This window comes from Desemzia sp. FAM 23988 (genome assembly GCF_045528365.1).
In the GTDB taxonomy this organism is placed as follows: Bacteria; Bacillota; Bacilli; order Lactobacillales; family Carnobacteriaceae; genus Desemzia.
Genome location: NZ_JBGQQS010000023.1, coordinates 1 through 15,892 on the forward strand (window position 1 = coordinate 1; position 15,892 = coordinate 15,892).

At 37.4% G+C, this 15,892-nt stretch carries 14 protein-coding genes and 1 pseudogene; 14 read left to right on the forward strand and 1 reads right to left on the reverse strand.

The features are described from left to right. The first annotated feature begins 499 nt into the window (after positions 1 to 499). From ACEN4L_RS10990 to ACEN4L_RS11040, 11 genes and pseudogenes are all read left to right on the forward strand, one after another. Positions 500 to 1,408, forward strand: a complete 909-nt coding sequence (locus tag ACEN4L_RS10990) for a J domain-containing protein (protein ID WP_407097343.1) — start codon at positions 500 to 502, stop codon at positions 1,406 to 1,408. Positions 1,409 to 2,150: 742 nt separating this feature from the next. After that, on the forward strand, positions 2,151 to 2,873 hold the full coding sequence (locus tag ACEN4L_RS10995; protein ID WP_092480811.1) for an amino acid ABC transporter ATP-binding protein: 723 nt from the start codon (positions 2,151 to 2,153) through the stop codon (positions 2,871 to 2,873). 35 nt (positions 2,874 to 2,908) lie between these two features. After that, complete coding sequence (locus tag ACEN4L_RS11000) at positions 2,909 to 3,727, forward strand: transporter substrate-binding domain-containing protein (protein ID WP_407097344.1); 819 nt, start codon at positions 2,909 to 2,911, stop codon at positions 3,725 to 3,727. Continuing rightward, positions 3,727 to 4,437 carry an amino acid ABC transporter permease gene (locus ACEN4L_RS11005; RefSeq protein ID WP_407097345.1) on the forward strand — a complete coding sequence of 237 codons (711 nt, stop codon included), beginning with the start codon at positions 3,727 to 3,729 and terminating at the stop codon, positions 4,435 to 4,437. The genes ACEN4L_RS11000 and ACEN4L_RS11005 overlap by 1 nt, the downstream gene beginning before the upstream one ends. Continuing rightward, on the forward strand, positions 4,434 to 5,093 hold the full coding sequence (locus ACEN4L_RS11010) for an amino acid ABC transporter permease (RefSeq protein WP_407097346.1): 660 nt from the start codon (positions 4,434 to 4,436) through the stop codon (positions 5,091 to 5,093). The genes ACEN4L_RS11005 and ACEN4L_RS11010 overlap by 4 nt, the downstream gene beginning before the upstream one ends. Positions 5,094 to 5,521: 428 nt before the next feature. Further along, positions 5,522 to 7,285 (forward strand): ammonium transporter, encoded by a 1,764-nt coding sequence (locus ACEN4L_RS11015; RefSeq protein ID WP_407097347.1) that lies wholly within the window; start codon positions 5,522 to 5,524, stop codon positions 7,283 to 7,285. A 322-nt stretch (positions 7,286 to 7,607) separates the two neighbouring features. Beyond that, positions 7,608 to 8,012 (forward strand): hypothetical protein, encoded by a 405-nt coding sequence (locus tag ACEN4L_RS11020; RefSeq protein WP_407097348.1) that lies wholly within the window; start codon positions 7,608 to 7,610, stop codon positions 8,010 to 8,012. A gap of 31 nt (positions 8,013 to 8,043) precedes the next feature. Beyond that, positions 8,044 to 9,318 carry a Y-family DNA polymerase gene (locus ACEN4L_RS11025; RefSeq protein ID WP_407097349.1) on the forward strand — a complete coding sequence of 425 codons (1,275 nt, stop codon included), beginning with the start codon at positions 8,044 to 8,046 and terminating at the stop codon, positions 9,316 to 9,318. Between the two features lie 203 nt (positions 9,319 to 9,521). After that, a pseudogene (locus ACEN4L_RS11030) lies at positions 9,522 to 10,120 on the forward strand (sugar O-acetyltransferase). A 32-nt stretch (positions 10,121 to 10,152) separates the two neighbouring features. Further along, the gene (locus ACEN4L_RS11035) at positions 10,153 to 11,154 is read left to right on the forward strand and encodes an ROK family protein (protein WP_407097350.1); all 1,002 of its coding nucleotides are present in this window, start codon (positions 10,153 to 10,155) and stop codon (positions 11,152 to 11,154) included. Positions 11,155 to 11,297: 143 nt separating this feature from the next. Further along, on the forward strand, positions 11,298 to 11,912 hold the full coding sequence (locus tag ACEN4L_RS11040; RefSeq protein WP_407097351.1) for a sugar O-acetyltransferase: 615 nt from the start codon (positions 11,298 to 11,300) through the stop codon (positions 11,910 to 11,912). 239 nt (positions 11,913 to 12,151) lie between these two features. Here ACEN4L_RS11040 and ACEN4L_RS11045 read toward each other — a convergent pair whose 3' ends face one another. Further along, positions 12,152 to 12,808 carry a metal-dependent transcriptional regulator gene (locus ACEN4L_RS11045; protein ID WP_407097352.1) on the reverse strand — a complete coding sequence of 219 codons (657 nt, stop codon included), beginning with the start codon at positions 12,806 to 12,808 and terminating at the stop codon, positions 12,152 to 12,154. A gap of 252 nt (positions 12,809 to 13,060) precedes the next feature. Here ACEN4L_RS11045 and ACEN4L_RS11050 point away from each other — a divergent pair, with 252 nt between their 5' ends. Genes ACEN4L_RS11050 through ACEN4L_RS11060 form a run of 3 tightly spaced genes read left to right on the forward strand, consistent with a single transcriptional unit; the run spans position 13,061 to position 15,659 of the window. Next, positions 13,061 to 13,798 carry a metal ABC transporter ATP-binding protein gene (locus ACEN4L_RS11050; protein ID WP_407097353.1) on the forward strand — a complete coding sequence of 246 codons (738 nt, stop codon included), beginning with the start codon at positions 13,061 to 13,063 and terminating at the stop codon, positions 13,796 to 13,798. A 1-nt stretch (position 13,799) separates the two neighbouring features. After that, positions 13,800 to 14,660 (forward strand): metal ABC transporter permease, encoded by an 861-nt coding sequence (locus tag ACEN4L_RS11055; RefSeq protein ID WP_407097354.1) that lies wholly within the window; start codon positions 13,800 to 13,802, stop codon positions 14,658 to 14,660. 27 nt (positions 14,661 to 14,687) lie between these two features. Further along, positions 14,688 to 15,659 (forward strand): metal ABC transporter solute-binding protein, Zn/Mn family, encoded by a 972-nt coding sequence (locus ACEN4L_RS11060; RefSeq protein WP_407097355.1) that lies wholly within the window; start codon positions 14,688 to 14,690, stop codon positions 15,657 to 15,659. Positions 15,660 to 15,892: the final 233 nt, after the last annotated feature.

Sequence of the window (15,892 nt, forward strand, 5' to 3'; positions counted from 1 at the left end):
ATCTACATTAACAGAAAGGTGTTCTTTTTTCACGCACCAAATGGGTGAAAAAAGAAACTCTTTACAAATGTTGAAGAAATACGGTTTTAGAGCGCAAACTCATAAAACTATGAATTATCTAGGATATAGTTTAAGCCTATTTCGTAGAATTTCTCCACTTCGACATTTGAAATCGCCTTAGAATACGTTGTTTTCTTCTTAATTATTTGATTTCCATTTTCCAAACGCTACTAAATTAATTTTTGTATCCCCCACCTCAGTCAATGCATCCAACTTATGTAATAACGCAATTACTTAGAACTCTTCTTTTATTATACTTTGACAGATAAAAATTATTTATAATAAACGATATAAATTAATTAATAAGTGCTATAATATTCACTAATATAACTAGTTTAATTTTAATGAGGTAGAACAACTTAAATTTAAAGACAGTTATTAAAACTATAGAAAATTATTAGAGAATATAAATTTCGTTACAATATTAGGAGGTAAAAACATGGAATTAATTGTAGTAATAGCATTTATTTTGTTTCTTTCATCTAGAAATTCTAATAAGAAAGATGTATTAATGAAGGATTTTCCTTCACCTGATTTAAATGACTTGTTTGACAAAAAAAATTATAATTCTTCTAAAAATAAAAATTACTCAAATCAAGATAGGGAAGATGCTTCTTTCAAACAAGAAGATATTTTTTTTACATATGACAATACTATTTTTAATGAGAAACTATGGAAAATTTCAGGGAAGTCTGCATTAATTAGATCACAAGAAGGAGATGAATACTTCTTATTTATGGAAACGGGAAAGCATAGTTTAAGAGACGAAAAGTTTCTAATTGAGTATGCCATCGAACAACATTATGATACAAAAGGACAAAAGAAAATGTATTTTAATAATATTAGTGTTAATGGTATTCAAGTTGGAGGAAAAGTAACCAATAAAAAAAGTGCTGCTTCTGTCTTAAAGGATATCTCAAATATGACCAAAGATGCTATTTTTGATGAAGAGGCTATTGGCAATCGCTTTTTTCTTGAATGTGCAGCAACATTGTTATTCAATGAGATTAATTTGAATAGAACGCTAACAGATTATACAAATATGCCAAAAGAAGTCAGAGAAAAATTTATTCAAAATGCATATGAAAGATTAAACCATTACGTTGACAATCTTGAAAATCTTTATTATAAGGAATCTAATCATCATAGTGCCGATATTAACAGTTTTGATATCTATTTAAAAGTTATGGAATTTCAAAGTGTAAATGGTATTACTTACGATGATATCAAAGTTCAATATAAAAAATTGGCAAAAAAATATCACCCTGATTCAATTAATGGAGATGAAAATAGGTTTAAACTAATTTTAGATGCATTTGAGTATTTACAAGAATATTATCCAAAATAAACTATGGGAATGATAATGTCTAGTAAGAAAATTTATAATGTGTTTAAAAAACCAGAGTTATCTATGTCGATGGCAGAAAAAGAAAAAGTTAATGAAAGTTTAGTTTAGAAGAATATCAAATTATAAAAAAATAGACTCAGACATAAAAGTAATGTTGTGAAAAAATAGTTCTGTTTTTGTATGTTTTGATAGAAATATAGAATAATGTATTCTAAAACAACTGAATAAAATAATCAGTATTTTAGAAGTGTATTTTAGAAGTGTATTTTTTAGGAAATCTTTTGTCCTAGTCAATATTTTCTTGAAATTTCTGGATCAATGAGTTTAAATACCTTTTAAATACCTTTTTAACTAAAAATTATTATAGAAAAACTTATTTCCTATTCACAAAAGGAAATTTCTGGATCAATGAGTTTAAATACCTTTTAAATACCTTTTTAACTAAAAATTATTATAGAAAAACTTATTTCCTATTCACAAAAGGAAATAAGTTTTTTTGCTAATTAATGACAAAATAATGAGCGTTCTCTAATTTTAAAAAGTGGCTTTAGAATAAGCTTTTGAGACATAAAAAAGACTAACTATCATTTTCATGGAAGATAATATTACACAACGATTGCACATTTTAATTGATTTCTCATCAAAACATCATTATACTTTTAATTTGTACTAGAGAATAGTGCATGAATACTTCAAAATAATGAGATGTTCATATTTTTTTGCAAAAGGAGATGAGGCAACGTTGATTAAACTGCAAAATGTAAATAAATATTTTGGAGACCACCATGTACTGAAAGATATCAATCTAGAGGTGGCGGAAGGGGAGAAAATCGTTATTATCGGGCCTTCGGGTTCTGGTAAAAGTACGACTGTTCGATGTATGAACTTCCTTGAGGAACCGACATCAGGAGAAGTTTTTATTGAAGGCAAACAAGTGACTGCAAAAAACAAATTAGAAGTTGTACGCAATTCTTCTGCAATGGTTTTTCAACAGTTCAACCTCTATCCGCATATGACGGTGTTGGAAAATCTGACGATTGGTCCAATAAAGCTGCAAAAAAAATCTAAAAAAGAAGCAGAAGAAACAGCCTATAAGTATTTAGATATCGTAGGGCTGAGAGAGAAAGCCAATGTTTATCCGTCCACTTTATCAGGTGGACAACAGCAAAGGGTCGCTATCGCGAGATCCCTTTGTTCAGAAACGAAAATCATTTTATTCGACGAACCGACTTCAGCTTTAGATCCGGAAACGGTGCAAGAAGTGCTGGATGTTATGATCCAGTTGTCGAGTATGAATATCACGATGGTCGTCGTGACACACGAAATGGGATTTGCAAGGCAAGTAGCAGACCGAGTTATTTTTATGGATGAAGGAACGATTTTGGAAGTAGGGACTCCAGAACATTTCTTTGATAATCCGACTCATGAACGAACGAAAGAATTTTTAAGCAAAATTTTACGATAAAAAAGGGATAATCAACTAATTAGGGGGGAAAAGAGATGAAAAAAAGAAATCTATTCGCTACATTGATGTTGTCCAGTTTGTTGTTTTTAGGAGCTTGTTCGTCAGATGAAGGTTCAGCGACTGAGCCGACAAGCGGCGCGGATCAAGTTACCATTGAATCCATCAAAGAAGCAGGCGTATTGAAAGTAGGAGTCAAAGAAGACGTTCCAAACTTCGGATTGAAAAATACCGAGACCGGAGAAATCGAAGGTTTTGAGATTGATATTGCGAAGAAATTAGCCGAAGATATTTTAGGCGACCCAGACGCTATCGAATTGACGCCAGTTACAGCAAAAACACGTGGACCATTATTGGATAACGGCGAAGTTGATATGATCATCGCTACCTTTACAGTAACAGATGAACGTAAAGAAACTTACAACTTTACTGAAGCTTATTATGAAGATGCAGTTGGTTTGCTGGTGAAAAAAGATAAGAATTATGAAGGCTTGAAAGATATGGATGGAGCAACTATTGGAGTATCGCAAAGTTCAACAACAGCCGATGCTATTAAAGCAGAAGCTGAACAATACGACATTACGATGGACTTTTCAGAGTACGCAACTTATCCAGAAATCAAAGCGGCTTTAGATTCTGGCCGTGTAGATGCATTCAGTGTGGACAGATCGATCTTGGCTGGTTATTTGGATGATTCTACTGTGATCTTACCAGATCGTTTTGCGACTCAAGATTATGGAATTGCAACGAAGAAATCAAATACAGAATTGGCAGAGCACGTAAATGAGTTGATCACTACATGGGGAGAAGATGGCACTCTTGATGGATTGGTTTCAGAGTGGGGACTGAATGAATAATGAACAGTACAAATCCGTTCGCTCTTTGGAGATGGGAGGCTCTGTTTCAAAACTTTGACAGTATTGGGACTGGTTTTTTAAGGACACTTCAAATCGCTGTCTTAGCCTTGCTGCTGTCTTTGGTGATAGGCGTATTCGTTGGGATTCTTTCCACAGCTCAAAGCTGGCTGCCGCGTTCTATCGCTCGGGTGTACGTGGAGATTTTCCAAAACATCCCGCTGGTCATTCAGATTTTCTTCATGTACAACGGTTTGGCTATGGCTGGTTTAGTGTTGAGTGAATTCACGATCGGGGTAGTAGGTGTCGGGCTGTATCATGGAGCATACGTAGGAGAAGTCGTGCGGGCCGGTATTTTATCAATGCCTAAAGGCCAGCATGAGGCCGCCTATTCTCAAGGGTTCAATTACGTTCAAACGATGCGCTACATCATCTTGCCGCAAATGGTGAAAAGTATATTGCCGCCATTAACGAACCAAGCGGTCAATTTGATCAAAAATACCTCCGTATTGGCGATCATCGCTGGAGCGGACTTGATGTATGCAGCTGATTCTTACGCTTCTTATTCGTTAAACTACGGACCGGCTTATGTCGTAGCGGGGCTGCTGTATTTCTTATTGTGCTTCCCGCTGGCGACTTTCTCTCGGAAATACGAAGAGAAATTGAAGAAAAATGATTCCGTAGTAGTGGATATTCCGGAGGTGATGGAATGATCGAGTCTATAAAAACCGTTTTTACTCAGCCTAACGTACTTTTTTTACTGGACGGCTTAAAAACGACTTTACTGATTTCTATAGGGGTAGTGATTCTTTCCATCCTATTCGGAACTCTTTTAGGATTAGTGCGGAACTATGAAAGAAAGTTTTTCGGCAAATTATCCGGATTCTATATTGAGTTGTTTCGCAATACGCCGTTGCTGCTGTGGATGTTGGGTTGCGCCTTCTTGATTCCAGGAAGTACGATCTTATTGAAAGGGTCATTTGCATTGTTCCTGTATACCGCTGCAGTAGTGGCCGAGATCGTTCGGGGAGGATTAAACGCGATACCAAAAGGGCAATTTGAAGCCGCTCATTCTCAAGGGTTCTCATTTTTCCAAACCTTGTGGTATATCATCTTGCCGCAAACATTCAAAAAAGTCATTCCGTCTTTGTTGTCGCAAGTGATCACTACCATCAAAGATACGTCATTCCTTGCTGGGTTGGGAATCATAGAATTTACACGAAGCGGACAAGTGATTTTAGGAAAAGTCACTAAAACATCAGAAGTCTTTATGATCTATGCTTTCTTAGCGTTAGTGTATTTCCTGATTTGTTTTACCTTGTCTGTTTTAGTCAGAAACTGGCATAGCAGAAACTCAGAAAATGTTTGACGGAGCTTTATCCATAAAAACAGGGCATATTCCTTAGCGACAAAAGGGATATGTGCTGTTTTTTGTTTGGGTTATTTTAAACGAAAATTAGCTATATCTAAAATACGAATATAATATTAATTTTTATTAATATTGTTCGAGTTAGTGTTTGGCTGTTTTTTATTCTTTTTTCATAAAATAATAGACTATACCAATAATAGATAATTGTTAGCCGTCAAATATAAAAACGTATTAATTAAGGTTTTTATTAAATAATTTAATCGTAATATTAGAATATACCATATTTGATGTGAGATGTTCTGACATGCGAGGTGAGGTTTAGAGAATTATTTTAACAAATTCAATGAAATGTATTGCAATCTTCGTTATTTGGTGTTAGTTTTTATAACATGTTATAAAAACAGCTAGTCGAATAGGAGGAGTTGCAAATGTTTGAAGCAACAGATACGCTTTGGGTTTTGATAGGAACGGTATTGGTATTTTTTATGCAGGCAGGATTCGCGATGGTAGAGACAGGGTTCACTCGGGCAAAAAATGCAGGTAATATTATTATGAAGAACTTGATGGATTTTGTATTAGGGTCTTTGATGTATTGGATCATTGGATTTGGAATTATGTTTGGGCCAAGTGTCGCAGGGCTTATCGGAGCGCCTGATTTATTCGTGCAAGGAAATTACGATTCAACGATTCCAGGGTATGTATTTTTGATGTTTCAGACAGTTTTTGCTGCAACTGCAGCGACAATTGTTTCAGGAGCAATGGCTGAGCGGACAAAGTTCAGTTCTTACTTGATTTATACGTTGATTATTTCAACTATTGTTTATCCAATTTCTGGTCACTGGATCTGGGGCGGCGGGTGGTTGTCTGAATTAGGATTTATAGATTTTGCAGGTTCAACGGCTGTTCATATGGTAGGTGGTGTCTCAGCTTTGATTGGGGCGAAAATACTTGGTGCCCGTATCGGCAAGTATGACAAAGATGGAAAAGCACGTGCCATTCCTGGACATAGTTTAACACTGGGAGCTTTGGGAGTCTTTATTCTTTGGTTTGCTTGGTTTGGATTTAACGGTGCATCTACTGTATCAGCTACAGGGGATGAGACACTGGCTTTGATCGGAACCATCTTTTTAAATACAAACCTTTCTGCTGCAACAGCGACGTTAACAGCTATGACGATCACTTGGATGAAGTACGGTAAACCTGATATCTCAATGACGTTGAACGGATCACTGGCTGGACTTGTAGGGATCACGGCTGGTTGTACAGTGGTCTCGCCAGTCGGAGCAGTTGCCATCGGGGCGCTCTCTTCTATTGCTTTGGTATACGGTTTGGAATTTGTAGAAAATAAAGCCAAAATCGACGATCCGGTTGGCGCTTTTGGGGTTCATGGAACAGCAGGGGCTTTGGGAACGATTTTGGTAGGAGTATTCGCTGTCGATGGCGGAATTCTGTATGGCGGAAACTTTGAACTGCTTAGTGTACAAATACTTGGAGTTGCGGCAGTTGCATTGTGGGTGATTGTAACGATGACAATAGCTTTCCTTGTCATTGATAAAACCGTTGGATTGCGAGTCAGCGAAGAAGAAGAAATTGCTGGGATGGATGTTTCAGAACACGGCTTAGAATCCAGTTATGGAGATTTTGTAACTGTGCCTTTTGGCCAAGTACCTGTATTTCGAGGAATGAATAAGGAGCCAAAAGATGTTGAGCTGGCATTTGCGGGAATGAGTTATGGAGAGACAGATTTCGAGGAAAAAGGTACAGCAACAACAACAAAAATTGAATTACCAAAATTGGGACGAGCTATTTCAAATGAAGAAAAAATATCCAAAGTCGATATTATTGCTAATGAAGATAGATTTGAAGAACTGAAAGATGCGTTGAACAAAATTGGTATCACTGGAATGACGGTTACAAAAGTTTATGGTTATGGGATGCAAAAAGGGCATACCACTTATTATCGAGGAGCGGAAGTGGACACAAATTTATTGCCTAAAACACGCATCGAAATCATCGTCAGCAGTGTTCCGGTAAAAAGCGTAGTCGAAGCAGCACGCAAGGTTCTTTATACCGGCCAAGTCGGAGATGGGAAGATTTTTGTGTATGATGTGGAAAATGCTATACGGATTAGTACGGGTGACTATGGTTCATCAGCACTGGATTACTCTGAGAGTACAGAAACCGTTGTCTAATGAATTAGATAAGGTTCAAATACAGTATTCATGAAGCACACTGCGGCAATAGAGTTGAAAAAAACGTTCAAGAAACTTAAAAACAATCATCAACGTAAATGTGCGTTTGCCAACCACCAAAAGCCTCACACTAAATATAGAATAAGCTGAGTGTCGATTTCTCTTGAAGAGAAGTCGGCATTTTTTAATGGAGTAGGGGAACTTATTCATTGGTTGTCGTGTTCTTTAAGGTTGATTTTGGAACAAATAAAAAGAGTATCTCTTTACAAATCGAACAAGCGTTCGTATAATGGGTTTAAAAGAGAACAAGGCGGTGTCTGACATGCACGATAAATCGGAAGAGAATAATAGAGTGATCGATCCCAATACTTCAGGCTATGTAGATAGAAAAATGGCCAAGTGGCAAGGTCTGATTCTATCTGAACATGCGGAACTGTTAAAAGAAGAGAAAAAAAACAAGGGGAACACCACTGAAGAAAAAGAGAAACAGACTCCGGAAGAAATCTACTCGTTGATCGACGACTCATTTAGCCGGAAAGAAATAATAGCGATTCAGCTGGACTGCTTGTTCAATGGCCAATATGAGGAAGATCTTGTAGGGGTTGTTTGCGGATACTATGAGAACAGTATTTATGTCCAAACGATTGATGCTGGGTTAGTGGTTTGTGAATTAGAATTGATCCGCAATGTGGAGAAGACAGAAACTCCAAAGTGGTTTAGGGTGTAAAAAAAACGGAATGAACAAGGAGATGTGAATCATGATCAGAATGGATTACTCTTATCAGCCAAGACGCGATATTCTGTGTATTGATGTAAAATCTTTTTTTGCTTCAGTAGAGTCTGTTAAAAGACGCATACATCCCTTAGAGTCTTACATCGTCGTAATGAGCAACCCGGATCTGGAAGGCGGGCTTGTATTGGCTGCTTCGCCGAAAGTCAAAGAAGAATACGGTATTCGAACGGGTTCTAGGCGTTTTGAAATTCCTGTGCATTCAAAAATCGAAATTGTCGAACCTCGAATGGCCTTGTACATAAAAGTTAACCTGATGATCAACAACTTGTTCAAAGAATTTGTTGCAGAAGAGGATATTCATATCTATAGTATCGACGAAAGTTTCTTAGATGTTACCCGTTCACACGCTCTTTATGGGTCAACCGAAGAAATAGCTAAACAGATCCAAAAAACCATCTTTCAACGATTGAGATTAGTGACCTCGATCGGTATTGGAGATAATCCTTTACTAGCTAAACTAGCTTTGGATAATGAAGCAAAAAGAACTCAATCGCAAATAGCCATTTGGCACTATGAAGATGTTCCGGAAAAGCTTTGGAAGATCCATCCCATCACCAATATGTGGGGGATCGGGGGAAATACGGCTAAGAATCTGTATCGATTAGGGATCGATTCGGTGTACAGCTTATCTCAATATGATGTGGATGCGCTGAAACGCGTTCATGGAGTGATTGGCGAGCAGCTCTTTTATCATGCTCATGGAATAGATCATAGTGTGCTGTCCGAAAAATACACCCCTCATTCAAAAGGGTACGGCAAAAGCCAGATCTTAAAAAGAGATTATGTCAATCAGTATGAAATTGAAGTGGTTATCAGGGAAATGGCCGATGAAGTGGCGGCCAGATTAAGGAAACATCATGCAGAAACGGGAGTGATCCACTTATCCGTCAGCTATTCCAAGGACGTTTTAGATAAAGGCTTCAGCCGCCAAATGAAGATCTTTCCCACTTCTTCAAACGTTAAAATCATCGAAACCTGTTTACAGATTTTTCGAACGCATTACAACAATCAACCTGTACGTCAATTAGCGATCCGGTGCGGAAAAATAGCGTATAAAAAACAGCTGCAACTGAACTTGTTTGAAACTCCTGAAAAAACCATCCATACAGAAGAGTTGGAAGTCGTCATCGACAGAATTCGAGAAAAGTATGGATTTAGTTCTTTAGTCCATGCCAGCAGCCTGACTAAGGGAGGCACAGCGATCCAACGAAGCGGACTGGTCGGCGGTCACAAAGGATAGCAGATCTATGAAAAAAATACGAAAATTCATACTGGATTACGAAGCAAATAGGCTAAACTCCACTTTGGTTTTGAAGCTTTATCAATAGATTAGACAAAAAAGGATAGAGAATAATTTGTAGATTGATGGCGTTTGAATTGAATAATAAGATACAATACAGAGAGAGTTCTTTGTTATAATGGAGGCAGTCTGGAGTGAGTGTCATGACATTAAAAGAACAAAGACAACAAATGTTAAGTGGCGAGATGTACAATGATCTAACCAAAGAATTAATAGAAGCTAGAGAAAAAACAGTGCTGTTGACAAATCAATACAATGACAGTTTCGGTGAACCATCAGAAATTAGAGAAGAAATGTTAAAACAATTATTGGCGTCTGTTGGAGAAGGGGTTCATTTTGAGCCCAATTTCAGATGTGAGTTTGGTTTCAATATCTCGATCGGAAATAATTTCTATGCCAATTTTGATTGTGTGATGTTAGATGGCGGCAAAATCGAAATTGGAGACAACGTTTTGTTTGGACCAAGAGTAGGCATTTACACATCCAATCATGCCCTTGATGCCGCAGAACGCGTGGCTGGCGGATGCTATGCAAAAAAGGTAACCATTGGAAACAATGTCTGGATTGCTGGATTGGTGCAGGTGTTCATATCAATCAAGGGGTAACCATTGGAGAAAATGCCATTATTGGTTCGGGGAGTGTGGTAAATAAAGATATCCCAGCCAGTGTAATCGCTGCAGGTGTTCCGTGTAAGGTCATTCGAGAAATTACTGAAGAAGACAAGACCGGATTTCAATCCTAAACGAATGCATCATTATGGGAAAGGGGAAGAGCATGAAATCGCAAAAACCTAATGACTTAAAACAACACAATGTCCAAGCTATCCGCAAATTATTTATGGAGCAGCAGCACGACTTAACGAAAACTGAAATTGCACGTCTGACGTCTTTAAGTGTAGTGACGACCAATAAATTGATTAGTGAAATGATAGCGGCCGGTGAGCTTGTTTCTCTCCAACAGTCTGTCTTTACAGGTGGCAGAAAAGCAATGGTCTATCAGTTAAACAAAGACTACAAAACTATTTTGACCATCCGTTTTTATGAGACCGATAAAAAGCAAACAGCCTTATTAAGGGTATCTAATTTGCGCCATGAGTGCATTGTAGTCCAAACGGTTCATTTAACAGAAAACACGATGGATAGCGTATTGAATGCAATAAAGAAACTCCTGAACGAGTATTCGAAGATATCGGTTATTGTCATTGGTATTCCAGGTGTTGAAATGGATGGTAATTTTAAGATTATGGATTTTTCTTCTATGAAAGGCATCAATATTCGAGCCCGCTTAAAAGACATGACCGATTTGCCGGTTATTATAGAGAATGATATTAACGCAGCAACTTATGGATTCGCAAAGGAAAACAGCACTGAAGAAATCGTGGCTGGATTGTATTGTCTAGAAAATTATCCTCCAGGTTCAGCGGTAGTCATTCAGGATCGCATTTTCTGTGGTGCCAATGGTTTAAGTGGTGAACTGAAACATCTATCCTACTATGATAATGTGCACTTTCCCGTAGTAAATCGGTCAAAAGCAGCAGGGCTTGTGGAACAATCCCTTCGTACGATCATTAGTATGTATGACCCACATGAAGTAGTGATTTTTGATGTTGATCGATTCATTACAACCGAAATATGGGCTGAGATTTCCGCAAGAATCACTCAAATTTTCCCTTATGGGTATTTGGCAAAGGTAACAATTTATCATGATGTAGCCGAATATTATTTAATGGGTCTCAATGAATTGGGGTTGAAGCTTATTCTAGAACAGCCATTTTAAATGACTTGACTATTCACTGCACACCCTTAAGCTACTTATGCAGTGGGAGGGCAGCGATTGGATGAAACCTTGTCGTTTGTATTTTTTTAGGATAAAATAGAACGAACTTAATAAGGAAAACTAATAATCTTGGAGGATACTGTATGCGAACGCAAAGAGAACGAATGATTGCTGGAGAATTGTACACTGGCGATAGCGAATTACGAAAAATGAATCAGAGGAACCGCCGTCTTCTTCATAAGTATAATTCAATGACTGTAGACGAATCAGCGGAGCGAGTGGCATTATTGAAAGAACTATTGGGAAAAACTGGAGACAAAGTCCACTTTGAACCGCCATTTCGATGTGACTATGGCGATCATATTTCTGTAGGCGAGAATTTTTATGCCAATTTTGATTGCATCATGTTAGATGTTGCACCGATCACGATTGGCGATAATGTGTTATTTGGTCCTAGAGTAGGGGTTTATACTGCAGGACACCCGATCGATGCTGAAATAAGAACTTCTGGTCTAGAATTTGGGACCCCCATCACAATTGGCGACAATGTTTGGATAGGCGGCAACGTTGTGATCAATCCAGGTGTTACGATTGGAAATAATGTGATTGTTGGTTCAGGATCGGTAGTTACCAAAAGTCTTCCTGATAATGTCGTAGCTGCAGGAAATCCATGCAGAGTACTAAGGGAAGTAACAAATGAAGATAAAGTCTATTGGACGAAATTGAAAGAAGAGTATGAACAAGAAATGAATAGCTGATATAAATACTAAAAGGAGACCCTCACGGAGTGCATAATAACTGAAGTGTATTTTTTAGTGCGGGTTTCCCTTCAGCTATAATTGTTTGATCTTCCATGTATCTCTCGCTTTCTTTTTGGTCTGGTTTGTTTAAGTGATCAGATCAAAAATGAGTGGAATAAAAAATTGGAAGATTTTTCTAACCTGCTGTATAAACGGTGGAGAATCAATCTGAAAAAAAGAGAAACCTGAAATTAAAATCAGGTTTCTCTTTTTTCTACATAAATTTTAAAAGCAGCTTTATTGCTGACGGCAATGATGCTTCCATCCGCACTTTTCAAAGTGAGATCCCCTTCGTAGGCTTCTTTAGAAAGGAGAGTGTATCGTGCTCTCAGCTGGATTTTTTTAGAGGTCAAATATTCCAAAAACTCCTGGTCATCTTTGACTTCCTTGATCACAAAAGATTCTCCTGGAGAAAGCTCAATCAAACTAGGAGACTGAGTAGTAGAAATTGTACTGTCTTTAGCAGGAATAGTACCACCATGGGGATCAAATTCTGGTTCCCCTAAAAAATGATATAACCGTTCAATAAGCTCGTCAGAAGAAGCGTGTTCAAGGCGATCAGCCTCAGCGTGTACCTCTTTCCAATCATACCCCAATTTTTCCAACAAAAAGACTTCCCATATTCGATGTTTGCGAATGACTTGATTAGCTAAACGCAATCCTTTTTCAGTAACTTGTACGCCTTTATAAGGAATACGTGTGATAAGGCCTTCTTTCAACAACTTTGAATTCATGTCTGTTACCGATGCAGCAGTTACATTCAGAGCCTCTACTAATTGTTTATTATTCACTATTTTTGTTTCTCCGCCTAGTCCCGCAATGGTTTTTAGGTAATCTTCTTTACTTGGCGTCATTTAAGTACTCCTTTTGATGTCATTTGTCTTTATTATACCGCATTAAAAAAAACAAACCAATGTCAAAAATAGGTCCTATTGTGAATACCAAATGGAATTTATATTATATGATATTTTCATTTGCAACGGATACAAGCTCTATATGGAACAAAACCTTCTTCTCTTTATTAAGCTTGACTTTAAATGTTTTTTAGATTAACCTTAAAATAAAGTTTAGGTAAACCTAAAACGTAAATGAGGAAGGGAAATAAAATGAACAATACAATGATTCAAGTAGAGAACCTCAGCGTTAATTACGCAGGAAACAAAGCCATATATGACATTGATTTAACCATCCCTACTGGCCACATCACAGGAATTATCGGTCCAAACGGGGCAGGTAAATCAACATTAGTAAAAAGTTTATTAGGACTGATTGATTATCAAGGAACGGTAACTTTTGGAGAGAAAAAACTAAAACAGGTTCAAAAAAATATTGCTTATGTTGAGCAGCGTCAAGAACTGGATCTTAGTTTTCCGATCAATGTATTTGATACGGTTTTACTAGGGACCTATCCGAAACTGGGATTAATAAAGCGCCCTGGTAAAAAAGAAAAACAACTAGCTCAAGAAGCTCTAGAAACGGTAGATATGCAAGACTATAGTCACCGTCAAATCGGTGAATTATCGGGTGGTCAACTGCAACGTGTCTTTATTGCACGGGCTATTGCACAACAACCGGATTGGTTCTTTCTTGATGAGCCTTTCGTCGGAATCGATGTTGTTAGTGAAGAAGTGATTGTGAAAGTATTGAAAAAATTGCGGGACGAAGGCAAATCAATGGTGATCGTTCATCACGATTTAAGCAAAGTAACAGAATATTTTGATCACTTGATCATGCTGAATAAAACGGTATCTGCATCTGGCCCAGTTGAACAAGTATTTAAGAAAAATAATTTAAGCGCTATTTATGGTACCAGTTTTGTTGACTTAGTTTCAGGAGGTAAATAAAATGATTGCAAATTTTATTGACGGTTTAACGAATTATCAATTTTTACAAAATGCCTTGATTACATCTTTATTAGTTGGTTTTGTGGCGGGGATTATTGGTTCGTTTATCATTTTACGTGGAATGTCCTTAATGGGTGATGCCATTTCCCATGCGGTTCTGCCTGGAGTAGCCATCTCCTATATGTTTGGCTTTAGTTATGTTATTGGAGCTTCTTTCTTCGGTGTTTTAACGGCGGTTCTTATAGGCTTCATTACTGAGAAAAGTACGTTGAAAAATGATACTGCGATCGGGATTGTTTTTAGCAGTTTCTTTGCTTTAGGTGTGATTTTGATTTCATTTGCGCAAAGTGCTACTGACTTATACCATATTTTATTTGGTAACGTGCTGGCAGTTCGTGACTCAGACATGATGTTAACAGCTGTTGTGACCATTGTCTCGCTCATCTTTATCTTATTATTTTTCAAAGAATTAAAACTGACTTCGTTTGATCCTGTGATGGCAAAAGCTGCTGGTTTACCGGTTAAATTTTTCCATTATGCTTTAATGTTTTTGCTCACATTAGTGGCAGTCGTTTCCTTGCAGACTGTTGGTACGATTTTAGTGATTTCTATGCTGATTACACCAGCAGCCACTGCCTATCTATTAACGAATAATTTGAAAATCATGATGTGCTTATCCGCATTCTTTGGTATGTTTAGCTCGTTTATCGGTCTTTTCTTCAGTTATTCTTATAATCTGGCTTCTGGAGCAACCATCGTGCTGACTGCTGCCGTATTCTTTGTGATGGCATTTTTATTCGCTCCGCAAAAAGGTTTATTGATTCGTAGAAAATTGGAAAAAAATAGTGAAGAATTAGTCTAAATGATGAATAGAAAGTAGGAAAAGATAATGAAAAAGTGGTGTAAATTAGTAAGTGTCGGACTTGGTTTACTCATTCTCGCAGCCTGTGGAAATCAAGAAAGTATCTCTGAAGAAAGCAGTACTGGGAATGAAGCAGTGTTGAATGTGGTCGCAACGAATTCTATTATTGCAGATATGGCAGAACAAGTCGGTGGAGAACTGATCAACATGCATAGTATTGTTCCCATTGGTACCGATCCACATGAACATGAAGTATTACCAGAAGACATTCAAAAATCCGAAGAAGCGGATATCATTCTATACAACGCCTTGAATCTAGAAACGGGGAACGGTTGGTTTGATGATTTAATGGAAACAACGAACAAAGTTGAAGATGAAGACTATTTTGCAGTCAGCAAAGAGGTTGAGCCTTTGTATTTAACCAGTGAAGGTCAAAACAGTCAAGCTGACCCGCATGCTTGGTTAAACTTACAAAATGGGATTCAATATGTCCGTGAAATCGAACGAATATTTATTAGTAAAGATCCTGCGAACGAAGCCGCTTATACGGCGAATGCTGATGCCTATGTTGAACAATTGACCGAACTGGATACGCAAGCACAATCTGCTTTCAATGATATTCCCGAAGAGAAGAAATTACTGGTGACGAGTGAAGGGGCGTTTAAATATTTTGCCAAAGCATATGGTCTAGAGGCAGGATATATTTGGGAAATCAATACTGAAAGCCAAGGTACGCCTGACCAAATGACAACTATTATTGATAGCATCGAAGTCTCTGAAGTACCTGTGCTGTTTGTTGAAACAAGTGTGGATTCACGAAGTATGGAACGTGTCTCAAAAGAAACAGATCTTCCCATCTATACTAAAATCTACACGGACTCTATTGCTAAAGAGGGAGAGCCAGGCGATTCTTATTACAATATGATGAAATGGAACATTGAAAAAATTCATGAAGGCTTAAGCCAAACAACTGGTGAAGCTCAACCATTGAGTGAATAGACTTGATTCAAATAAGATATTAAGTTGGAAAATTCTTCTTTCAATATGTTAGATGTCGTGCTTTACTAAGTTTTAAAGTAGAAAAACAATAATATACACTCCAAATGGTTGAGGGAAAATCAAATTTTTGGAGTGTATTTTTGTGTCTCTTTATTTTCTAACGTTGGTAAAGCAATTTATTCCGGTCTTGGGTATGTTCATGGAAAGCCGCGAGACCGGACTTAAACCAGCCA